The following is a 21,704-nucleotide window of genomic DNA, read 5'->3' as shown; positions in this document are numbered from 1 at the left end:
TTCTTGACGACCATAGAGCATTGGAACCACCTGATCCCATCCCGAACTCAGTAGTGAAACGATGCATCGCCGATGGTAGTGTGGGGTTTCCCCATGTGAGAGTAGGTCATCGTCAAGATTAAATTCCAAAACCCCTGATTGCTAACGCAATCAGGGGTTTTGTTTTTGGCGCTCGTTTAGGCGTAAATCTCGCTCACGAGTGGCGTTAATCACAACGCGTTCAGGCTGAGATGCCACGTAAGCCTGCTTTGCAGCCGCCTCCAGTGCTAAATCCTGTCCTTTCTATGCAATGACCTTGCGCATGGCTATCATGCGTGCCTCATTGTGAGGCGATGCTTGCATGCTGACGTTGTTAACACTTCTCAAAGATGGTCGATTCCACTCCGGAGAGGCGCTCGGTGCTGCCCTGGGTGTCAGCCGCAGTGCTGTTTGGAAGCAGCTCCAGCATCTGGAGTCTGAATTGAACCTGCCCATTCATAAAATTCGCGGCAGGGGGTACCAGCTAGCATCTCCATTGGTGTTCTTGAGTGCTGAAGAAATTCAAGAGCGCGCTCCTGCTTTGGCGTGGCCTGTTTACATCTCTGACTCCATAGACTCCACCAATGCCGAGGCTTTGCGCCTCGTCGGCACAGGTTGCGCGGCGCCATTTCTGGTGCTTGCGGAGCAGCAAACGGCGGGAAGAGGGAGGCGGGGCCGCAAGTGGGTCAGTCCGTTTGCTCAAAACCTGTATTACAGCCTCGTATTGCGCATTGACGGCGGGCTGAGGCAGTTGGAAGGGCTTAGCCTTGTCGTCGGATTGGCAGTCATGCAGGCCCTGCGTGAGTTGGGTGTCCAGGGCGCCGCCTTGAAATGGCCGAATGACGTCCTGGTTGGGCAGAAAAAAATTGCCGGTATCTTGCTGGAATTGGTTGGAGATCCCGCTGATGTTTGCCATGTTGTGCTCGGTATAGGGATCAACGTAAATATGCAGAAGGCGGCAGAGGTCGATCAGCAGTGGACGTCGGCGCAGTTGGAGACGGGCTCCCCTGTCGACCGAAATCACTTGGTCGCACGCCTTGGACTGCAGTTGCAAAGTCACCTGGAGCGACATAAGGCTTTCGGTTTTGCTGCGCTTCAGGAAGAGTGGGAGCGAAATCATTTGTGGCAGGGTAAGGCCGTATCTCTTATCGCGGGTGTTAACCAGATTGATGGTGTGGTGCTGGGTGTTGATCACCAGGGCGCGCTGCGGCTGAGTGTCGAGGGTGTCGAGAAAATATACAGCGGCGGTGAGTTAAGCCTGAGGTTGCGTGATGATTCTTGAGCTCGACTGTGGGAATAGCTTTATCAAGTGGCGTGTGCTCGATTCGCCTATGGCCAGGGCGTCCGCTGAGGGTGTTGTCGGCTCGGACCTTGAGTTGATCGAGGGCCTGAAGGCAATCCCGGGGTTGTCATTGACGCGCTGCCGCCTGGTAAGTGTTCGGGCCTCCGAAGAGACCGGGCAGTTGGTTGAGGCATTGCAGGGGGCATTTGGGGTTGTTGTGTCTTGTGCTGTCTCAGCGAGGGAGGCGGCGGGGGTACGTAACGGCTACGAAGAGTTTGAGCGTCTTGGGCTGGATCGTTGGTTGGCAATGCTCGGTGGTTTCAAGCTGGCATCAGGTGCCTGCCTGGTACTCGATTTCGGTACCGCAGCCACTGCAGACTTTATTGCTGCCGATGGTGAGCACCTTGGCGGCTTCATTTGCCCGGGAATGCCCCTCATGCGCAGCCAGTTGCGAACGCACACGCGCAAAATCCGCTACGACGATATTGCGGCAGAGCAGGCCCTGGCACGCCTCTCGCCGGGGCGGACGACTGTGGAAGCCGTTGAGCGGGGTTGTACGCTGATGCTCAGAGGGTTTGTTTTGACACAGCTTGAGTTGGCTCGGAGCTATTGGGGGAATGACTTCACGGTTTTTCTGACTGGCGGGGATGCTGACCTGGTCTCCGATGCCGTGCCTCACGCTCGTTTTGTTCCTGATCTGGTTTTTGTTGGTCTGGCGATGGCGTGCCCTTTGTCCTGAGGTATTTATGCGTTGGCTGTTTTTGCTTTTGCTCGTTCTCAATGCCTTCTATTACATCTGGCATCAACAGGAAGCCCCATTGCGTGCTAAAGATGTAACGCCACTGAGTCTCTATAAGGGCTCTCAGCAGGATATTCGCCTATTGAGTGAATCCTCTGACCCCATGGTTCGGCGCGACCGGGCAAAAGCGCCTGACGCACAAAGTACGTGTCTATACATCGGTGGTTTCGCTGATCAGCGCCAGGCCCAGTCGGTAGAGCAGCGCCTCATAAGCCTGGATATAAAGGTCAAAGTGCTTCTCCTCAATACGCCTGATGCCTCCGGCTATTGGCTTCGTGTCGCCCCTGAAAGCAGGAGGTTGGCTGAGGATCTGCCGTTTGAAAACCTTGCTAAGGAATTCAATGAGTTAAAACATAAAATAATGTTGTGCGAAGGCGTTGCAACTGTCGAATAGTTTGCATAGAATGGCGCCCGCTTCGCAGTGAAGACCTTTACGGTCTACAGCGTGAAGCGAAGGTCAACGCAGCTAACCTCATATTTTTAATGAGAAAATGCTTGACAGAAGGCCGGCGTGATGTAGAATGCCGGCTCGCTTAGGAGGGGTTCCCGAGCGGCCAAAGGGATCAGACTGTAAATCTGACGTCTACGACTTCGAAGGTTCGAATCCTTCCCCCTCCACCATTTTTAGCGTGAGCTGCAAGCTCCGCGGGTATAGTTTAGTGGTAGAACCTCAGCCTTCCAAGCTGATGATGCGGGTTCGATTCCCGCTACCCGCTCCAAGTTTGCAGGTTGTGCAATGTGTTTTGCTCTTGTAGCTCAGTTGGTAGAGCACACCCTTGGTAAGGGTGAGGTCAGCGGTTCAAATCCGCTCAAGAGCTCCATATAACAAGGCAGATATGAAAATATCTGCCTTTGTTTTAACAGCTGCCTCGGCTTGTTGGTGTTGCATTTGGCTTTGTTGCCAGGTGATTTCAGGTCTAGTGGGGTTGGTTGTTGTAAAGTCTTTTTCAGGCCTGCATAATGGTCGGCCTGATTTTGTTTTAGGTCAGTAGCTCAATTGGCAGAGCGACGGTCTCCAAAACCGTAGGTTGGGGGTTCGATTCCCTCCTGACCTGCCAGATTCACGTGGTGTGTCTGGCTTTCTTTTCACAGGATCTTCATAGATGACTCCTAAGGCTGAAGCTCAAAGCTCTCGTTTCGATCTCGTCAAGTGGCTCGCTGTGGTCGCGTTGGTGGTCGTAGGCGTTGTTGGCAATCAGTACTACTCTGCTTCGCCGATCCTGTACCGCGTACTCGCTTTGCTCGCTCTTGCTGCTGTAGCTGCCTTTGTAGGCCTGCAGACTGCCAAAGGCAAGTCTTTCGCGGTCCTGGTAAAGGAAGCTCGCACCGAAATTCGTAAAGTCGTTTGGCCGACTCGCCAAGAAACCACGCAGACCACATTGATTGTTGTGGCTGTTGTTCTGGTTATGGCGTTGCTGTTGTGGGGGCTTGATTCCCTGCTCGGCTGGCTTGTTTCCTTGATTGTTGGCTAAGGGTGTCCCGTGGCTAAGCGTTGGTACGTTGTGCATGCTTACTCGGGTTACGAGAAGCATGTTATGCGCTCTTTGCTAGAGCGCGTAAAGCTTGCAGGCATGGAAGATGGCTTCGGCGAAATTCTGGTTCCCACTGAAGAAGTGGTTGAAATGCGGAATGGTCAGAAGCGCAAAAGCGAACGCAAGTTCTTCCCTGGCTACGTGCTGGTTCAGATGGACATGAATGAAGGTACTTGGCACTTGGTCAAGGACACTCCTCGTGTCATGGGTTTCATCGGCGGTACTGCTGATAAGCCTGCTCCGATCACCGACAAAGAGGCGGAAGCAATTCTGCGTCGCGTTGCTGACGGTAGCGACAAGCCTAAGCCGAAGACGTTGTTCGAGCCGGGTGAGGTTGTTCGTGTCACAGATGGTCCGTTTGCTGATTTCAACGGCACCGTCGAAGAAGTTAACTACGAAAAGAGCCGGATCCAAGTGGCAGTGCTCATTTTCGGTCGCTCTACTCCGGTAGAGTTGGAGTTCAGCCAGGTCGAGAAGGTCTAGCTGAGCAAGCATCCCAACCCCGCAGCCTTAGGCTGTGGGGTTTTGTCGTCACTGGGATAAACGCGCAAGTAACCGGGGAGCCTTTCGAGGCGTTTGAACCCGTAATTGGAGTGCCTCATGGCCAAGAAGATTACCGCTTACATCAAGCTGCAAGTGAAGGCCGCTCAGGCCAACCCAAGTCCACCTGTCGGCCCGGCTCTGGGTCAGCACGGCGTGAACATCATGGAATTCTGCAAGGCCTTCAACGCCCGTACTCAGGGTCTTGAGCCAGGTCTGCCGACTCCAGTGATCATCACTGTATACAGCGACCGTAGCTTCACTTTCGAAACCAAGTCGACCCCGGCTTCGGTTTTGCTGAAGAAAGCTGCTGGTCTGACTAGCGGTTCCGCTCGTCCTAACACCGTTAAGGTTGGCACCGTAACTCGTGCTCAGCTGGAAGAAATCGCGAAAACCAAAAACGCGGATCTGACTGCAGCTGATATGGATGCAGCCGTGCGTACCATCGCCGGTTCTGCTCGTAGCATGGGCCTTAACGTGGAGGGTGTGTAATGGCTAAGCTGACCAAGCGCCAAAAGGCTATCGCCGGCAAAATCGAAGCAGGCAAGGCCTACAACTTTGTAGACGCCGCTGCCCTGCTGACCGAGCTGTCGACTGTCAAGTTCAGCGAGTCCGTTGACGTTGCTGTAAACCTGGGTGTTGACCCACGTAAATCCGACCAGGTCGTTCGTAGCGCTACTGTGCTGCCACACGGTACTGGCAAGACTGTACGTGTTGCTGTCTTCACCCAAGGCCCGGCAGCTGAAGCTGCTCTGGCCGCCGGCGCTGATCGCGTTGGCATGGACGACCTGGCTGCCGAAATGAAAGGCGGCGACCTGAACTACGACGTAGTTATTGCTTCCCCGGATGCAATGCGCGTTGTAGGTCAGTTGGGTCAGATCCTCGGTCCACGTGGTCTGATGCCTAACCCTAAAGTCGGCACCGTAACGCCAGACGTAGCTACCGCGGTTAAAAACGCCAAGGCTGGTCAGGTTCGTTATCGCACCGACAAAAACGGCATCATTCACACCTCCGTTGGCAAAGTCGGCTTCGATGCCGTCAAGCTGAAGGAAAACGTTGAAGCCCTGATCGCTGATCTGAAGCGTATCAAGCCAGCTTCTTCGAAAGGTATCTACGTCAAGCGCGTTACCCTGAGCACCACTATGGGCCCAGGTCTGGTCATCGACCAAGGCTCGCTGGACGTATAAGAAATACGTTGGTGCGAGAGATCGCGCCAATTGAAAAAATTGGGGTCCCTGCCTGGCGGGGGCTATCCAAGACCGTAGGCGGCGCAAGCCTTAAACCTCAAGCCTACGCAGATGGTGCTCCCGGTTCCTTACCGAATCAGACACCAAAACGACATCCGGCTTCGGCCAGATGAAACGGTAACAAGCAGGAGTTAAACCCGTGGCAATTAATCTCGAAGACAAGAAGGCCATCGTCGCTGAAGTCAACGAGGCTGCCAAAGCTGCTCTGTCCGCTGTCGTGGCTGATGCCCGTGGTGTGACAGTAGGCGCTATGACCGGACTCCGTAAAGAGGCTCGTGAAGCTGGCGTATACGTACGTGTTGTACGTAACACCCTGCTCAAGCGCGCTGTTGCTGACACTGAATACAGTGTTCTCAATGACGTGTTCACCGGCCCGACTCTGATCGCGTTCTCCAAAGATCACCCGGGTGCTGCTGCCCGTTTGTTCAAGGAATTCGCCAAGAGTCAGGATAAGTTCGAGATCAAGGCAGCTGCGTTCGAGGGCAAGTTCCTCGCAGCTAACCAAATCGACGTACTGGCAACACTGCCGACCCGTAACGAAGCTATTTCTCAGCTGATGAGCGTGATTCAAGGCGCTACCAGCAAGTTGGCTCGTACTCTGGCCGCAGTTCGCGAGCAAAAAGAAGCTGCCGCAGCCTAAGGCTGAGCACCTCCTTTCGCGTATTTTTGTTTATTTCGATGGCCGCGTAGGCCGTCCCCCAATTCAGGAAATACAGTAATGTCTATCTCCCAAGAAGATATCCTCAACGCCGTAGCTGAAATGTCGGTTCTGCAGGTTGTTGAGCTGATCAAAGCTTTCGAAGAAAAATTCGGCGTTTCCGCTGCCGCTGCTTCCGCTGGCCCAGCTGTTGCTGCTGTTGCTGCTGAAGAGCAAACCGAATTCAACGTCATGCTGCTGGAAGCTGGCGAGAAGAAAGTAAACGTGATCAAGGCAGTTCGTGAACTGACCGGTCTGGGCCTGAAAGAAGCCAAGGCTGTAGTTGACGGCGCTCCTGCCCAGGTTCTGGAAGCAGTGTCGAAAGACGCCGCTGACAAAGCTAAAGCAGTGCTGGAAGAAGCAGGCGCTAAAGTCGAGCTGAAGTAAGCATCGACCTTGCGTCTCCAGCCCAAGCGTTAAGCTGAAGGCTGATGGCTGGTGGCTCTTGCCACCGGCCTTTTTCCGTTCTTGGCTGTCGACTCGGTCGCCGCCAATTACGCGCTGTAACCACCCGATGCGGTGGTGCAAACCATGGGGTTTGCAAGATTTTCTGGCTGCTCCCGTCGGAGGGGCCAAACAAGCAGGTGACCAAGCTGGGGAACGCTGATGGCTTACTCATATACTGAGAAAAAACGTATCCGCAAGGACTTTAGCAAGTTGCCGGACGTCATGGATGTCCCGTACCTTCTGGCTATCCAGCTGGATTCGTATCGTGAATTCTTGCAGGCGGGAGCGACCAAAGATCAGTTCCGCGACGTGGGCCTGCATGCGGCCTTCAAATCCGTTTTCCCGATCATCAGCTACTCCGGCAATGCTGCGCTGGAGTACGTGGGTTATCGCCTGGGCGAACCGGCATTTGATGTCAAAGAATGCGTGTTGCGCGGTGTTACGTACGCCGTACCTTTGCGGGTAAAAGTCCGCCTGATCATTTTCGACAAAGAATCGTCGAACAAAGCGATCAAGGACATCAAAGAGCAAGAAGTCTACATGGGCGAAATCCCACTGATGACTGAAAACGGTACCTTCGTAATCAACGGTACCGAGCGTGTTATTGTTTCCCAGCTGCACCGTTCCCCGGGCGTGTTCTTCGACCACGACCGCGGCAAGACGCACAGCTCCGGTAAACTCCTGTACTCCGCGCGGATCATTCCGTACCGCGGTTCGTGGTTGGACTTCGAGTTCGACCCGAAAGACTGCGTGTTCGTGCGTATCGACCGTCGTCGCAAGCTGCCGGCCTCGGTACTGCTGCGCGCGCTCGGTTACACCACTGAGCAGGTGCTGGACGCTTTCTACACCACCAACGTATTCAGCCTGAAGGATGAAACCCTCAGCCTGGAGCTGATTGCTTCGCGTCTGCGTGGTGAAATTGCCGTTCTGGACATTCAGGACGAAAACGGCAAAGTGATCGTTGAAGCGGGTCGTCGTATTACTGCGCGCCACATCAACCAGATCGAAAAAGCCGGCATCAAGTCGCTGGAAGTGCCTCTGGACTACGTCCTGGGTCGCACCACCGCCAAGGTTATCGTTCACCCGGCTACAGGCGAAATCCTGGCTGAGTGCAACACCGAGCTGAACACCGAAATCCTGGCAAAAATCGCCAAGGCCCAGGTTGTTCGCATCGAGACCCTGTACACCAACGACATCGACTGCGGTCCGTTCATCTCCGACACACTGAAGATCGACTCCACCAGCAACCAATTGGAAGCGCTGGTCGAGATCTATCGCATGATGCGTCCTGGTGAGCCACCGACCAAAGACGCTGCCGAGACCCTGTTCAACAACCTGTTCTTCAGCCCTGAGCGTTATGACCTGTCTGCGGTCGGCCGGATGAAGTTCAACCGTCGTATCGGTCGTACCGAGATCGAAGGTTCGGGCGTGCTGTGCAAGGAAGATATCGTCGCGGTACTGAAGACTCTGGTCGACATCCGTAACGGTAAAGGCATCGTCGATGACATCGACCACCTGGGTAACCGTCGTGTTCGCTGCGTAGGCGAAATGGCCGAAAACCAGTTCCGCGTTGGCCTTGTGCGTGTTGAGCGTGCGGTCAAAGAGCGTCTGTCGATGGCTGAAAGCGAAGGCCTGATGCCGCAAGACCTGATCAACGCCAAGCCAGTGGCTGCGGCAGTGAAAGAGTTCTTCGGTTCCAGCCAGCTTTCCCAGTTCATGGACCAGAACAACCCGCTCTCCGAGATCACCCACAAGCGCCGTGTTTCTGCACTGGGCCCGGGCGGTCTGACCCGTGAGCGTGCTGGCTTTGAAGTTCGTGACGTACACCCGACGCACTACGGTCGTGTTTGCCCGATCGAAACGCCGGAAGGTCCGAACATCGGTCTGATCAACTCCCTGGCCGCTTATGCGCGCACCAACCAGTACGGCTTCCTCGAGAGCCCGTACCGCGTGGTGAAAGACGCTCTGGTCACCGACGAGATCGTATTCCTGTCCGCCATCGAAGAAGCTGATCACGTGATCGCTCAGGCTTCGGCCACGATGAACGACAAGAAAGTCCTGATCGACGAGCTGGTAGCTGTTCGTCACTTGAACGAGTTCACCGTCAAGGCGCCGGAAGACGTCACCTTGATGGACGTTTCGCCGAAGCAGGTAGTTTCGGTTGCAGCGTCGCTGATCCCGTTCCTGGAACACGATGACGCCAACCGTGCGTTGATGGGTTCCAACATGCAGCGTCAAGCTGTACCAACCCTGCGCGCTGACAAGCCGCTGGTAGGTACCGGCATGGAGCGTAACGTAGCCCGTGACTCCGGCGTTTGCGTCGTAGCCCGTCGTGGCGGCGTGATCGACTCCGTTGATGCCAGCCGTATCGTGGTTCGTGTTGCCGATGATGAAGTTGAAACTGGCGAAGCCGGTGTCGACATCTACAACCTGACCAAATACACCCGCTCGAACCAGAACACCTGCATCAACCAGCGTCCGCTGGTGAGCAAGGGTGACCGCGTTCAGCGTAGCGACATCATGGCCGACGGCCCGTCCACCGACATGGGTGAACTGGCTCTGGGTCAGAACATGCGCATCGCGTTCATGGCATGGAACGGCTTCAACTTCGAAGACTCCATCTGCCTGTCCGAGCGTGTTGTTCAAGAAGACCGTTTCACCACGATCCACATTCAGGAACTGACCTGTGTGGCACGTGATACCAAGCTTGGGCCAGAGGAAATCACTGCAGACATCCCGAACGTGGGTGAGGCTGCACTGAACAAGCTGGACGAAGCCGGTATCGTTTACGTAGGTGCTGAAGTTGGCGCAGGCGACATCCTGGTAGGTAAGGTCACTCCGAAAGGCGAGACCCAACTGACTCCGGAAGAGAAGCTGCTGCGTGCCATCTTCGGTGAAAAAGCCAGCGACGTTAAAGACACCTCCCTGCGTGTACCTACCGGTACCAAGGGTACTGTTATCGACGTACAGGTCTTCACCCGTGACGGCGTTGAGCGTGATGCTCGTGCACTGTCCATCGAGAAGACTCAACTCGACGAGATCCGCAAGGACCTGAACGAAGAGTTCCGTATCGTTGAAGGCGCGACCTTCGAACGTCTGCGTTCCGCTCTGGTAGGCCACAAGGCTGAAGGCGGCGCAGGTCTGAAGAAAGGTCAAGACATCACCGACGAAGTACTCGACGGTCTTGAGCACGGCCAGTGGTTCAAACTGCGCATGGCTGAAGATGCTCTGAACGAGCAGCTCGAGAAGGCCCAGGCCTACATCGTTGATCGCCGCCGTCTGCTGGACGACAAGTTCGAAGACAAGAAGCGCAAACTGCAGCAGGGCGATGACCTGGCTCCAGGCGTGCTGAAAATCGTCAAGGTTTACCTGGCAATCCGTCGCCGCATCCAGCCGGGCGACAAGATGGCCGGTCGTCACGGTAACAAAGGTGTGGTCTCCGTGATCATGCCGGTTGAAGACATGCCGCACGATGCCAATGGCACCCCGGTCGACGTCGTCCTCAACCCGTTGGGCGTACCTTCGCGTATGAACGTTGGTCAGATCCTCGAAACCCACCTGGGCCTCGCGGCCAAAGGTCTGGGCGAGAAGATCAACCGTATGATCGAAGAGCAGCGCAAGGTTGCTGACCTGCGTAAGTTCCTGCACGAGATCTACAACGAGATCGGCGGTCGCAACGAAGAGCTGGACACCTTCTCCGACCAGGAAATCCTGGACCTGGCGAAGAACCTGCGCGGCGGCGTTCCAATGGCTACCCCGGTGTTCGACGGTGCCAAGGAAAGCGAAATCAAGGCCATGCTGAAACTGGCAGACCTGCCGGAAAGCGGCCAGATGCAGCTGTTCGACGGCCGTACCGGCAACAAGTTTGAGCGCCCGGTTACTGTTGGCTACATGTACATGCTGAAGCTGAACCACTTGGTAGACGACAAGATGCACGCTCGTTCTACCGGTTCGTACAGCCTGGTTACCCAGCAGCCGCTGGGTGGTAAGGCTCAGTTCGGTGGTCAGCGTTTCGGGGAGATGGAGGTCTGGGCACTGGAAGCATACGGTGCTGCATACACTCTGCAAGAAATGCTCACAGTGAAGTCGGACGATGTGAACGGTCGGACCAAGATGTACAAAAACATCGTGGACGGCGATCACCGTATGGAGCCGGGCATGCCCGAGTCCTTCAACGTGTTGATCAAAGAAATTCGTTCCCTCGGCATCGATATCGATCTGGAAACCGAATAACACGTGACGCGAATCGAGAGCGGGGTTGTTTAGCCCGCTCTCTGCTCCGCCAGGAGGAAAGGCCTTGAAAGACCTACTGAATTTGCTGAAAAACCAGGGTCAAGTCGAAGAGTTCGACGCCATCCGTATTGGGTTGGCATCGCCTGAGATGATCCGTTCGTGGTCGTTCGGTGAAGTTAAAAAGCCGGAAACCATCAACTACCGTACGTTCAAACCTGAGCGTGACGGCCTGTTCTGCGCCAAGATCTTTGGCCCGGTAAAGGATTACGAGTGCCTGTGCGGTAAGTACAAGCGCTTGAAGCACCGTGGTGTGATCTGCGAGAAGTGCGGCGTTGAAGTTGCACTGGCCAAGGTTCGTCGTGAGCGCATGGCGCACATCGAACTGGCTTCGCCGGTTGCCCACATCTGGTTCCTGAAATCGCTGCCGTCCCGTATCGGCTTGCTGATGGACATGACCCTGCGTGATATCGAACGCGTTCTCTACTTCGAGAGCTATGTCGTTATCGATCCAGGCATGACCACCCTTGAAAAAGGTCAGCTGCTGAACGACGAGCAGTACTTCGAAGCGCTGGAAGAATTCGGCGACGACTTTGATGCCCGTATGGGTGCCGAGGCTGTCCGCGAGCTGCTGCACGCTATCGACCTGGAGCACGAGATTGGCCGTCTGCGCGAAGAAATTCCGCAAACCAACTCCGAAACCAAGATCAAGAAACTGTCCAAGCGTCTGAAGTTGATGGAAGCCTTCCAGGGTTCCGGCAACTTGCCAGAGTGGATGGTGCTGACCGTTCTGCCGGTTCTGCCGCCAGACCTGCGTCCGCTGGTACCGTTGGACGGTGGTCGTTTCGCGACGTCCGACCTCAACGACCTGTACCGCCGCGTGATCAACCGTAACAACCGCTTGAAGCGCCTGCTCGATCTGTCCGCTCCGGACATCATCGTGCGCAACGAAAAGCGTATGTTGCAAGAAGCTGTCGATGCCTTGCTCGACAACGGCCGTCGTGGCCGCGCTATCACCGGTTCCAACAAGCGTCCTCTGAAATCCTTGGCTGACATGATCAAGGGTAAGCAAGGTCGTTTCCGTCAGAACTTGCTCGGCAAGCGTGTTGACTACTCCGGTCGTTCGGTAATTACCGTAGGCCCGACCCTGCGTCTGCACCAGTGCGGTCTGCCCAAGAAGATGGCACTTGAGCTGTTCAAGCCATTCATCTTCGGCAAGCTGGAAATGCGCGGTCTCGCGACCACCATCAAAGCGGCCAAGAAAATGGTCGAGCGCGAACTGCCAGAGGTTTGGGACGTTCTCGCTGAAGTGATTCGCGAACACCCGGTTCTCCTCAACCGTGCACCGACCCTTCACCGTCTGGGTATCCAGGCGTTTGAACCAGTACTGATCGAAGGTAAGGCTATCCAGCTGCACCCTCTGGTCTGTGCTGCGTACAACGCCGACTTCGACGGCGACCAAATGGCCGTGCACGTACCGCTGACACTGGAAGCCCAGTTGGAAGCGCGCGCGTTGATGATGTCGACCAACAACATTCTGTCGCCAGCCAACGGTGAGCCAATCATCGTTCCGTCGCAGGACGTTGTATTGGGTCTGTACTACATGACTCGTGAAGCGATCAACGCCAAAGGTGAAGGTCGTGTGTTCGCTGACCTGCAAGAAGTTGACCGTGTGTTCCGTGCCGGCGAAGCCGCACTGCACGCCAAGGTCAAAGTGCGGATCAACGAAACCGTCAACGACCGTGATGGCGGCAGCGTGAGCGGCACCCGTATTGTCGACACCACTGTCGGCCGTGCCTTGCTGTATCAAGTTGTGCCAAAAGGCCTGTCGTACGACGTCGTCAACTTGCCGATGAAGAAAAAGGCGATCTCCAAGCTGATCAACCAGTGCTACCGCGTGGTTGGTTTGAAAGAGACCGTGATCTTCGCTGACCAGCTGATGTACACCGGCTTTGCTTATTCGACCATTTCCGGCGTTTCCATCGGTGTTAACGACTTCGTTATCCCGGATGAAAAAGCTCAGATCATCAATGCTGCAACTGATGAAGTGAAAGAAATCGAAAGCCAGTACGCCTCCGGCCTGGTAACCCAGGGCGAGAAGTACAACAAAGTGATCGACCTTTGGTCCAAGGCCAACGACGAAGTGTCGAAGGCGATGATGGCTAACCTCTCGAAAGAGAAGGTTATCGACCGTCATGGCGTAGAAGTCGATCAAGAGTCGTTCAACTCGATGTACATGATGGCCGACTCGGGCGCACGGGGTTCTGCTGCGCAGATCCGTCAGCTCGCCGGTATGCGTGGCCTGATGGCCAAGCCGGACGGCTCCATCATCGAAACGCCGATTACTGCGAACTTCCGTGAAGGTTTGAGCGTACTTCAGTACTTCATCTCCACTCACGGTGCTCGTAAGGGTCTTGCGGATACCGCGTTGAAAACGGCTAACTCCGGTTACCTGACTCGTCGTCTGGTAGACGTTGCGCAAGACTTGGTTGTGACTGAAGTTGACTGCGGCACCGAACACGGTCTGCTGATGACTCCGCACATCGAAGGCGGCGACGTTGTAGAACCGTTGGGTGAGCGCGTACTGGGTCGAGTAATTGCCCGTGACGTATTCAAGCCAGGTACCGAGGAAGTTATCGTTCCTGCTGGCACCCTGGTGGATGAAAAGTGGGTCGAGTTCATCGAACTCAACAGCATCGACGAAGTGATTGTTCGCTCGCCGATCAGCTGCGAAACCCGCTACGGCATTTGCGCCAAGTGCTACGGCCGTGACTTGGCTCGTGGTCACCAGGTGAACATCGGTGAAGCGGTTGGCGTAATTGCTGCCCAGTCCATCGGTGAGCCGGGTACCCAGCTGACCATGCGTACGTTCCACATCGGTGGTGCGGCAAGCCGGACCTCCGCAGCTGACAGCGTTCAGGTGAAGAACGGCGGTACTGTCCGTCTGCACAACCTGAAACACGTTGAGCGAGTGGATGGTTGCCTGGTTGCTGTGTCCCGTTCCGGTGAGCTGGCAATCGCTGATGACTACGGTCGTGAGCGTGAGCGTTATAAGCTGCCGTACGGTGCTGTGATTTCGGTTAAAGAAGGTGACAAGGTCGACGCTGGCGCAATCGTGGCCAAGTGGGATCCGCACACTCACCCAATCGTTACCGAAATGAAAGGTACCGTGACCTACGTGGGCATGGAAGAAGGCATCACGATCAAGCGTCAGACTGACGAATTGACCGGTATGACCAACATTGAAGTACTCGACGCGAAAGATCGTCCAGCTGCCGGTAAGGACATCCGTCCTGCCGTTAAGATGGTTGACGACAACGGCAAGGACTTGTTGCTGCCAGGCACTGACGTAATCGCTCAGTACTTCCTGCCAGCCAACGCCCTGGTCGGTGTAGCGGATGGTGCGAAGATCGCGATCGGTGATGTTATCGCGCGTATCCCGCAAGAAACTTCGAAGACTCGCGACATCACCGGTGGTCTGCCGCGTGTTGCCGACTTGTTCGAAGCTCGTCGTCCGAAAGAAGCGTCGATTCTGGCTGAAGTCAGCGGCACCATCGCGTTCGGTAAAGAGACCAAAGGCAAGCGCCGTCTGGTCATTACCCCGAACGATGGTACTGATCCGTACGAAGAGCTGATTCCGAAGTGGCGTCACCTGAACGTCTTCGAAGGCGAACAGGTAAACCGCGGCGAAGTTATCTCCGACGGCCCGAGCGATCCACACGACATCCTGCGTCTGCTGGGTGTGAGTGCGCTGGCCAAGTACATCGTTAACGAGATCCAGGACGTTTACCGTCTGCAAGGCGTGAAGATCAACGATAAGCACATCGAGACCATCCTGCGTCAGATGCTGCGTAAAGTTGAAATCGCTGAATCCGGCGATTCCAGTTTCATCAAGGGCGACCAGATGGAACTGACTCACGTACTGGTAGAAAACGAACGTCTGGGCGCGGAAGACAAATTTGTCTCCAAGTTCACTCGTGTGTTGCTGGGTATCACCAAGGCGTCGTTGTCCACTGAGTCGTTCATCTCGGCGGCCTCCTTCCAGGAGACCACTCGCGTACTGACCGAAGCAGCGGTAACCGGCAAGCGCGATTACCTGCGCGGCCTGAAGGAAAACGTAGTCGTGGGTCGTTTGATCCCGGCAGGTACCGGTTTGGCTTACCACAGCGAGCGCAAGCGCCGCCGTGATGCTGACAAGCCGCTGCGCGTAAGCGCCAGTGAAGTGGAAGCTGCACTGACCGAAGCGCTGAACTCAAGCGGTAACTGAGTTCTGCGATAAATAAGTCTGGGCCCTGGCAGCCCCCATTCGTCGGATCGAGGCATTTTTGTCCCGGTTCGATGAGAGGGGAGGTCGGGGCCTTGCCTTGACTGGGGGCAAGATCCTCTTTAGACTCTTGTACCCCTAAATTTGGCGGGAATTCGTTCCTGCCATTTTGCTTTTCTTGCAAGACAATAGCGTCGCAAGACAACAGTGGAGCTAGTAGATGGCAACTATCAACCAGCTGGTACGTCAGCCGCGTAAGCGTATCGTCGAGAAATCCGACGTACCTGCGCTGCAGAACTGCCCGCAACGTCGTGGCGTATGCACTCGTGTGTATACCACCACGCCGAAAAAACCTAACTCGGCACTGCGTAAAGTATGCCGTGTGCGTCTGACCAACGGTTTCGAGGTTTCCTCGTACATCGGCGGTGAAGGCCACAACCTGCAAGAGCACAGCGTGGTACTGATCCGCGGCGGTCGTGTAAAAGACTTGCCAGGTGTTCGTTACCACACCGTACGCGGCTCCTTGGATACTTCCGGCGTTAAAGGTCGTAACCAGGGTCGTTCGAAGTACGGTACCAAGAAGCCTAAGTAGTAGCGGCTTTTTGTAAAACTGAATCATCTTATTTTCTGAGTCGATAAGAGTAAGGTCGGAGGCGTCCCGAAAGGGCACCGATTCCGAGCGAACCTGAAGACCGTTTGAGGGCTTATCCATGCCAAGAAGACGCGTAGCAGCCAAGCGCGAAGTGCTTGACGATCCAAAATACGGAAGCCAAATTCTGGCCAAGTTCATGAACCACGTGATGGAAAGCGGCAAGAAAGCCGTTGCCGAGCGTATCGTTTATGGCGCGCTGGAAAAGGTTAAAGAACGCAAGAACAGCGACCCCCTGGAAATCTTCGAGAAAGCTCTCGACGCCATCGCTCCGCTGGTCGAAGTGAAGTCGCGCCGTGTAGGCGGTGCTACTTACCAGGTTCCGGTCGAAGTTCGTCCGTCCCGTCGTAACGCTCTGGCAATGCGCTGGTTGGTAGACTTCGCCCGTAAGCGCGGCGAGAAGTCTATGGCTCTGCGTTTGGCCGGCGAGCTGTTGGACGCCGCTGAAGGTAAAGGTGCTGCTGTTAAGAAGCGTGAAGACGTGCACCGTATGGCTGAAGCTAACAAAGCTTTCTCGCACTACCGCTTCTAATCTTAGCTTCACTAATTTTGCGAGGGCTTTATGGCTCGTACTACTCCGATTAGCCGCTACCGTAACATCGGTATCGTTGCTCACGTGGATGCTGGTAAAACCACCACCACCGAGCGCGTACTGTTTTACACCGGCAAAAGTCACAAAATGGGCGAGGTGCATGACGGCGCCGCGACCACAGACTGGATGGTTCAGGAGCAGGAGCGTGGTATTACCATTACTTCTGCTGCTATTACCGCCTTCTGGAAGGGTTCCGAGAAGCAGTACAAAGACGAGCATCGCTTCAACGTAATCGATACACCAGGCCACGTAGACTTCACCATTGAAGTTGAGCGTTCCCTGCGCGTACTCGACGGCGCTGTCGTTGTGTTCTGCGGTACCTCGGGTGTTGAGCCTCAGTCGGAAACCGTATGGCGTCAAGCCAACAAGTACGGCGTTCCACGTCTTGTTTACGTAAACAAGATGGACCGTGCTGGTGCCAACTTCCTGCGCGTGATCGGTCAGATCAAACAGCGCCTGGGTCACACTCCGGTGCCAATTCAATTGGCAATCGGCTCCGAAGACAACTTCCAGGGTCAGATCGATCTGATCAACATGGAAGCTGTTTACTGGAATGACTCCGACAAAGGTATGGTTCCTGTTCGTAAGCCTATCCCTGCAGAACTGCAGGAACTGGCTGACGAGTGGCGCAACAACATGGTTGAGGCTGCGGCCGAAGCCAGCGAAGAGCTGATGAACAAGTACCTCGAGGGTGAAGAACTCACCAACGTGGAAATCAAGGCCGCTCTGCGTCAGCGTACTATCGCTGGTGAGATCGTCTTGGCTGTTTGCGGTTCCTCGTTCAAGAACAAGGGCGTTCCCCTGGTTCTCGATGCTGTGATCGACTACCTGCCTGCTCCAACCGATATTCCTGCTATCAAGGGTACCAACCCTGATAACGAGGAAGAAGAAATGGAGCGTCATGCAGACGACAGCGAGCCGTTCTCGGCCCTGGCGTTCAAGATCGCTACCGACCCATTCGTGGGTACTTTGACCTTCGTCCGTGTTTACTCGGGCGTGTTGGCATCCGGCGACGGCGTGATCAACTCGGTTAAAGGTAAGAAAGAGCGCGTGGGTCGTATGGTGCAAATGCACGCAAACGCCCGTGAAGAGATCAAGGAAGTACGCGCTGGTGACATCGCGGCCCTGATCGGCATGAAGGACGTCACCACTGGTGAGACTTTGTGCGACGCTGCCAAGCCAATCATCCTGGTTCGCATGGACTTCCCGGAGCCGGTTATTTCGGTTGCCGTAGAGCCTAAGACCAAGGATGACCAGGAAAAAATGGGTATCGCTTTGGGCAAACTTGCTCAGGAAGATCCATCTTTCCGCGTCAAGACTGATGAAGAGACTGGTCAAACGATCATCTCCGGCATGGGCGAGCTGCACCTGGACATCCTGGTTGATCGGATGCGCCGTGAGTTCAACGTCGAAGCCAACATCGGTAAGCCTCAGGTTTCCTATCGTGAGCGCATCACGAAGAACTGTGAAATCGAAGGCAAGTTCGTTCGTCAGTCCGGCGGTCGTGGTCAGTTCGGTCACTGCTGGATCCGTTTTGCTCCTGCTGACGAAGGTCAGGAAGGTCTGCAATTCGTGAACGAAGTAGTGGGTGGTGTTGTTCCTAAGGAATACATCCCTGCTATCCAGAAGGGTATCGAAGAGCAGATGAAGAACGGTGTTGTTGCCGGCTATCCGCTGATCGGCCTGAAAGCAACCGTTTTTGACGGTTCTTACCACGACGTCGACTCCAACGAGATGGCGTTTAAGGTGGCTGCTTCCATGGCAACCAAGCAACTGGCCCAGAAGGGCGGTGGTGAGTTGCTTGAGCCAATCATGGCGGTAGAAGTTGTTACACCTGAAGACTATATGGGTGATGTCATGGGCGACCTTAACCGTCGTCGCGGCATGATCTTGGGTATGGAAGACACGGTTTCCGGCAAAGTGATTCGCGCCGAGGTTCCGTTGGGTGAGATGTTCGGTTATGCGACCGACGTTCGCTCCATGTCCCAGGGTCGCGCAAGCTACTCTATGGAATTCAAAAAATACAACACAGCTCCGGCGCACATCGCTGAAACTGTATCCAAAAAACAAGGCTGATTCAGTCCTTTAGGCAAGGAGTTAATTGTCGTGGCTAAAGAAAAATTTGATCGTTCCCTACCGCACGTCAACGTTGGCACCATCGGTCACGTTGACCACGGTAAAACCACTCTGACTGCTGCTCTGACTCGCGTTTGCTCCGAAGTATTCGGTTCCGCAATCGTTGATTTCGATAAAATCGACAGCGCGCCAGAAGAAAAAGCTCGTGGTATCACCATCAACACCGCGCACGTTGAATACAACTCGCTGATCCGTCACTACGCTCACGTTGACTGCCCAGGTCACGCTGACTATGTGAAGAACATGATCACCGGTGCTGCCCAGATGGACGGCGCGATCCTGGTTTGCTCGGCCGCTGATGGTCCGATGCCACAAACCCGTGAGCACATCCTGCTGTCCCGTCAGGTAGGCGTTCCGTACATCGTGGTTTACCTGAACAAGGCCGACCTGGTAGACGACGCTGAGCTGCTGGAACTGGTTGAGATGGAAGTGCGCGATCTGCTGAGCACTTACGACTTCCCAGGCGACGACACTCCGATCATCATCGGTTCTGCTCGTATGGCTCTGGAAGGCAAAGACGACAACGAAATGGGCACCACGTCCGTTCGTAAACTGGTTGAGACTCTGGACAGCTACATCCCAGATCCAGTTCGTGTTATCGACAAGCCGTTCCTGATGCCAATCGAAGACGTATTCTCGATCTCCGGTCGCGGTACTGTTGTAACTGGTCGTATCGAGCGCGGTATCGTCAAGGTTCAAGATCCACTGGAAATCGTTGGTCTGCGTGACACTACCGTCACCACCTGCACCGGTGTTGAAATGTTCCGTAAACTGCTCGACGAAGGTCGTGCTGGCGAGAACTGCGGCGTTCTGCTGCGTGGTACCAAGCGTGACGACGTTGAGCGTGGCCAGGTTCTGGTTAAGCCAGGTTCGGTTAAGCCGCACACCAAGTTCGAAGCTGAAGTGTACGTGCTGAGCAAAGAAGAAGGCGGCCGTCACACTCCGTTCTTCAAAGGCTACCGTCCACAGTTCTACTTCCGTACTACCGACGTAACCGGTAACTGCGAACTGCCGGAAGGCGTAGAAATGGTAATGCCAGGCGACAACATCAAAATGGTTGTCACCCTGATCAAAACCATCGCTATGGAAGACGGTCTGCGTTTCGCAATCCGTGAAGGCGGCCGTACCGTTGGTGCTGGCGTTGTAGCTAAAATCATCGAGTAATTATCTCTTCTGAGATAGCTCTGATGTTTTGAAAAGGCCCCCGCTCAGCGGGGGCCTTTTTTATTGGGTTGACACCTATCAGGGCCGTCTATAGAATTGCGCCTCCTTTTAACGGGCGTATTGCGCTCGCTGGGAATAGCAGCCGGAGTCTGAAATCCAATGCAAAATCAGCAAATCCGTATCAGGTTGAAGGCTTTTGACCATCGCCTGATCGACCAATCCACCCAGGAAATCGTGGAAACCGCGAAACGTACTGGTGCTCAAGTGCGTGGTCCAATTCCACTGCCTACCCGTAAAGAGCGGTTCACCGTTCTGGTCTCCCCGCACGTCAACAAAGACGCGCGTGACCAGTACGAGATCCGTACTCATAAGCGCGTACTGGACATCGTCCAGCCAACGGATAAAACCGTTGATGCACTTATGAAGCTTGATCTGGCGGCCGGTGTGGAAGTACAGATCAGCCTCGGCTAAGACTTGGGTCTTAGTCGTGTAACGCTCTGAAATGGGCGGCCATAGCGGGTGAAAGCCCCGTACACTCATGAGGTTTACAACATGACTATTGGTGTAGTCGGTCGTAAATGCGGTATGACCCGTATTTTCACCGAAGAAGGTGTCTCCATTCCGGTCACGGTCATTGAGATCGAGCCGAATCGCGTCACCCAGTTCAAAACTGAAGAAACCGATGGCTATCGTGCAGTGCAAGTCACTGTCGGCGAGCGTCGTGCTTCGCGCGTGACTGCTGCTCAAGCAGGTCACTTCGCTAAAGCAAACGTTGCAGCTGGTCGCACTGTTATGGAGTTCCGTCTCGAAGACGGCGACTACCAGGCTGGCGATCTGATCAACGCTGAAATCTTCGCCGCTGGTCAACTGGTTGATGTAACCGGTCAGTCCAAGGGTAAAGGCTTCCAGGGTACGATCAAGCGTTGGAATTTCCGTGGCCAAGACAACACTCACGGTAACTCCGTTTCCCACCGCGTCCCGGGCTCTATTGGCCAGTGCCAGACTCCTGGTCGTGTATTCAAGGGCAAAAAAATGTCCGGTCATATGGGCGCTGAGCGCGTGACCGTGCAGTCCCTCGAAGTAGTGCGCGTCGACGCTGAACGCAATCTGTTGTTGGTCAAGGGTGCTGTTCCTGGCGCTACTGGCGGCAACCTGGTTGTACGTCCAGCGGCCAAGGCTCGCGGTTAAGGGGAAGCTGACATGCAATTAAATGTAAATGACGCTCAAGCGATCGAAGTTTCCGAACTGACATTTGGCGGCGAATTCAACGAGACGCTGGTTCACCAAGCAGTCGTGGCCTACATGGCCGGCGGCCGTCAAGGTAGCAAGCAGCAAAAGACCCGTTCCGACGTACGTGGTGGCGGTAAGCGCCCTTGGCGTCAGAAAGGTACTGGCCGTGCTCGTGCCGGTACTATCCGTAGCCCAATCTGGCGTGGCGGCGGTACCACTTTCGCAGCTCGTCCACAGGATCACACTCAGAAGCTCAACAAGAAGATGTATCGCGCAGCACTGCGCTCCATCCTTGCTGAACTCGTGCGTACTGATCGTCTGGTCGTGGTTCAAGACTTCGCTGTTGAAAGTCCAAAAACCAAAGATCTGCTGGGCAAACTGAACAACATGAGCCTGACCGACGTTTTGATCGTGTCGGAAGCTGTTGATCAGAACCTGTACCTGGCTGCTCGCAACCTGCCACACGTTGATGTACGTGACGTGCAAGGTTCCGATCCAGTTAGTCTGATCGCATACGACAAGGTGTTGATCACCGTGTCGGCCGTGAAGAAATTCGAGGAGCTGCTGGGATGAACCAGGAACGCGTATTTAAAGTTCTGCTTGGCCCGCACGTTTCCGAAAAGGCTACGGTTCTGGCTGACAAGAAAGGCCAGTTCGTTTTCAAGGTTGCAACTGACGCAACCAAGCTGGAAATCAAGAAGGCCGTCGAAAGCCTGTTCAGCGTGAAAGTAGAGCGTGTTACTACCCTGAATGTTCTGGGTAAGAGCAAGCGCACTGCTCGCGGTCTGGGCAAGCGTAATGACTGGAAGAAGGCAGTTATCTCCCTTCAGCCAGGCCAAGATCTCGATTTCAGCAGCAGTGCTGAGTAAGGAAGGGG

At 55.0% G+C, this 21,704-nt stretch carries 19 protein-coding genes, 4 tRNA genes and 1 rRNA gene; all 24 read left to right on the top strand.

The window, feature by feature from the left end; all coding sequences use genetic code 11:
- The first annotated feature begins 2 nt into the window (after window positions 1-2).
- Window positions 3-118: ribosomal RNA gene (gene rrf, locus GIW48_RS04310) — 5S ribosomal RNA — on the top strand.
- Between the two features lie 222 nt (window positions 119-340).
- A complete protein-coding gene (gene birA, locus GIW48_RS04305; RefSeq protein ID WP_017135958.1) occupies window positions 341-1,300 on the top strand; it encodes a bifunctional biotin--[acetyl-CoA-carboxylase] ligase/biotin operon repressor BirA in 960 nt (319 codons plus the stop codon).
- A complete protein-coding gene (locus GIW48_RS04300) occupies window positions 1,290-2,039 on the top strand; it encodes a pantothenate kinase (RefSeq protein WP_017135959.1) in 750 nt (249 codons plus the stop codon). Before birA ends, GIW48_RS04300 begins: the two co-directional genes overlap by 11 nt.
- Before the next feature lie 7 nt (window positions 2,040-2,046).
- Complete coding sequence (locus tag GIW48_RS04295; protein WP_017135960.1) at window positions 2,047-2,493, top strand: hypothetical protein; 447 nt, start codon at window positions 2,047-2,049, stop codon at window positions 2,491-2,493.
- 142 nt (window positions 2,494-2,635) lie between these two features.
- Window positions 2,636-2,720, top strand: a tRNA-Tyr gene (locus GIW48_RS04290).
- 24 nt (window positions 2,721-2,744) lie between these two features.
- Window positions 2,745-2,818 (top strand) — tRNA-Gly (locus GIW48_RS04285).
- A 26-nt stretch (window positions 2,819-2,844) separates the two neighbouring features.
- Window positions 2,845-2,920: transfer RNA gene (locus GIW48_RS04280), tRNA-Thr, on the top strand.
- Window positions 2,921-3,081: 161 nt separating this feature from the next.
- Window positions 3,082-3,157, top strand: a tRNA-Trp gene (locus GIW48_RS04275).
- A gap of 45 nt (window positions 3,158-3,202) precedes the next feature.
- Window positions 3,203-3,571 carry a preprotein translocase subunit SecE gene (gene secE, locus GIW48_RS04270; protein ID WP_003194658.1) on the top strand — a complete coding sequence of 123 codons (369 nt, stop codon included), beginning with the start codon at window positions 3,203-3,205 and terminating at the stop codon, window positions 3,569-3,571.
- A gap of 9 nt (window positions 3,572-3,580) precedes the next feature.
- A complete protein-coding gene (nusG, locus tag GIW48_RS04265) occupies window positions 3,581-4,114 on the top strand; it encodes a transcription termination/antitermination protein NusG (RefSeq protein ID WP_003176436.1) in 534 nt (177 codons plus the stop codon).
- A 117-nt stretch (window positions 4,115-4,231) separates the two neighbouring features.
- Window positions 4,232-4,663 (top strand): 50S ribosomal protein L11, encoded by a 432-nt coding sequence (gene rplK / locus GIW48_RS04260; RefSeq protein ID WP_003176435.1) that lies wholly within the window; start codon window positions 4,232-4,234, stop codon window positions 4,661-4,663.
- Entirely contained in the window at window positions 4,663-5,358 is a 696-nt protein-coding gene (gene rplA / locus GIW48_RS04255) for a 50S ribosomal protein L1 (protein ID WP_003232403.1), read from the top strand. Before rplK ends, rplA begins: the two co-directional genes overlap by 1 nt.
- A 199-nt stretch (window positions 5,359-5,557) precedes the next feature.
- Window positions 5,558-6,058: a 50S ribosomal protein L10 gene (gene rplJ / locus GIW48_RS04250; protein WP_003176433.1), complete on the top strand. Its 501-nt coding sequence runs from the start codon at window positions 5,558-5,560 to the stop codon at window positions 6,056-6,058.
- A gap of 78 nt (window positions 6,059-6,136) precedes the next feature.
- The gene (rplL, locus tag GIW48_RS04245; protein ID WP_010566858.1) at window positions 6,137-6,502 is read left to right on the top strand and encodes a 50S ribosomal protein L7/L12; all 366 of its coding nucleotides are present in this window, start codon (window positions 6,137-6,139) and stop codon (window positions 6,500-6,502) included.
- 219 nt (window positions 6,503-6,721) lie between these two features.
- Complete coding sequence (rpoB, locus tag GIW48_RS04240; RefSeq protein WP_017135961.1) at window positions 6,722-10,795, top strand: DNA-directed RNA polymerase subunit beta; 4,074 nt, start codon at window positions 6,722-6,724, stop codon at window positions 10,793-10,795.
- Between the two features lie 64 nt (window positions 10,796-10,859).
- Window positions 10,860-15,059, top strand: a complete 4,200-nt coding sequence (gene rpoC / locus GIW48_RS04235) for a DNA-directed RNA polymerase subunit beta' (protein WP_017135962.1) — start codon at window positions 10,860-10,862, stop codon at window positions 15,057-15,059.
- A gap of 217 nt (window positions 15,060-15,276) precedes the next feature.
- Window positions 15,277-15,648, top strand: coding sequence for a 30S ribosomal protein S12 (rpsL, locus tag GIW48_RS04230; protein WP_002555494.1), 372 nt, complete (start codon window positions 15,277-15,279; stop codon window positions 15,646-15,648).
- 118 nt (window positions 15,649-15,766) lie between these two features.
- Window positions 15,767-16,237 (top strand): 30S ribosomal protein S7, encoded by a 471-nt coding sequence (rpsG, locus tag GIW48_RS04225; RefSeq protein WP_002555493.1) that lies wholly within the window; start codon window positions 15,767-15,769, stop codon window positions 16,235-16,237.
- Window positions 16,238-16,267: 30 nt separating this feature from the next.
- Window positions 16,268-18,373: an elongation factor G gene (fusA, locus tag GIW48_RS04220; RefSeq protein WP_010206921.1), complete on the top strand. Its 2,106-nt coding sequence runs from the start codon at window positions 16,268-16,270 to the stop codon at window positions 18,371-18,373.
- Between the two features lie 30 nt (window positions 18,374-18,403).
- On the top strand, window positions 18,404-19,597 hold the full coding sequence (tuf, locus tag GIW48_RS04215) for an elongation factor Tu (RefSeq protein WP_003176426.1): 1,194 nt from the start codon (window positions 18,404-18,406) through the stop codon (window positions 19,595-19,597).
- A gap of 159 nt (window positions 19,598-19,756) precedes the next feature.
- A complete protein-coding gene (rpsJ, locus tag GIW48_RS04210) occupies window positions 19,757-20,068 on the top strand; it encodes a 30S ribosomal protein S10 (RefSeq protein ID WP_003186070.1) in 312 nt (103 codons plus the stop codon).
- Window positions 20,069-20,149: 81 nt separating this feature from the next.
- Window positions 20,150-20,785 carry a 50S ribosomal protein L3 gene (rplC, locus tag GIW48_RS04205; RefSeq protein WP_003194649.1) on the top strand — a complete coding sequence of 212 codons (636 nt, stop codon included), beginning with the start codon at window positions 20,150-20,152 and terminating at the stop codon, window positions 20,783-20,785.
- 12 nt (window positions 20,786-20,797) lie between these two features.
- Window positions 20,798-21,400: a 50S ribosomal protein L4 gene (gene rplD, locus GIW48_RS04200; RefSeq protein ID WP_017135963.1), complete on the top strand. Its 603-nt coding sequence runs from the start codon at window positions 20,798-20,800 to the stop codon at window positions 21,398-21,400.
- Window positions 21,397-21,696, top strand: a complete 300-nt coding sequence (rplW, locus tag GIW48_RS04195; RefSeq protein WP_002555488.1) for a 50S ribosomal protein L23 — start codon at window positions 21,397-21,399, stop codon at window positions 21,694-21,696. The genes rplD and rplW overlap by 4 nt, the downstream gene beginning before the upstream one ends.
- Window positions 21,697-21,704 lie beyond the last annotated feature (8 nt).

The sequence above is a fragment of the Pseudomonas sp. PA-6-3C genome, from assembly GCF_021605825.1.
In the GTDB taxonomy this organism is placed as follows: domain Bacteria; phylum Pseudomonadota; class Gammaproteobacteria; order Pseudomonadales; family Pseudomonadaceae; genus Aquipseudomonas; species Aquipseudomonas edaphica.
This window is presented reverse-complemented; position numbering and strand designations above follow the sequence as displayed.

Coding starts and splice junctions, on each gene's coding strand:
- rplA (WP_003232403.1), top strand. CDS start 4,663: ATGGCTAAGCTGACCAAGCGCCAAAAGGCTATCGCCGGCAAAATCGAA.
- rpsJ (WP_003186070.1), top strand. CDS start 19,757: ATGCAAAATCAGCAAATCCGTATCAGGTTGAAGGCTTTTGACCATCGC.
- rplL (WP_010566858.1), top strand. CDS start 6,137: ATGTCTATCTCCCAAGAAGATATCCTCAACGCCGTAGCTGAAATGTCG.
- rplD (WP_017135963.1), top strand. CDS start 20,798: ATGCAATTAAATGTAAATGACGCTCAAGCGATCGAAGTTTCCGAACTG.
- rplK (WP_003176435.1), top strand. CDS start 4,232: ATGGCCAAGAAGATTACCGCTTACATCAAGCTGCAAGTGAAGGCCGCT.
- GIW48_RS04300 (WP_017135959.1), top strand. CDS start 1,290: ATGATTCTTGAGCTCGACTGTGGGAATAGCTTTATCAAGTGGCGTGTG.
- fusA (WP_010206921.1), top strand. CDS start 16,268: ATGGCTCGTACTACTCCGATTAGCCGCTACCGTAACATCGGTATCGTT.
- GIW48_RS04295 (WP_017135960.1), top strand. CDS start 2,047: ATGCGTTGGCTGTTTTTGCTTTTGCTCGTTCTCAATGCCTTCTATTAC.
- rplW (WP_002555488.1), top strand. CDS start 21,397: ATGAACCAGGAACGCGTATTTAAAGTTCTGCTTGGCCCGCACGTTTCC.
- rpsG (WP_002555493.1), top strand. CDS start 15,767: ATGCCAAGAAGACGCGTAGCAGCCAAGCGCGAAGTGCTTGACGATCCA.
- birA (WP_017135958.1), top strand. CDS start 341: ATGCTGACGTTGTTAACACTTCTCAAAGATGGTCGATTCCACTCCGGA.
- rpoB (WP_017135961.1), top strand. CDS start 6,722: ATGGCTTACTCATATACTGAGAAAAAACGTATCCGCAAGGACTTTAGC.
- rpsL (WP_002555494.1), top strand. CDS start 15,277: ATGGCAACTATCAACCAGCTGGTACGTCAGCCGCGTAAGCGTATCGTC.
- secE (WP_003194658.1), top strand. CDS start 3,203: ATGACTCCTAAGGCTGAAGCTCAAAGCTCTCGTTTCGATCTCGTCAAG.
- rplC (WP_003194649.1), top strand. CDS start 20,150: ATGACTATTGGTGTAGTCGGTCGTAAATGCGGTATGACCCGTATTTTC.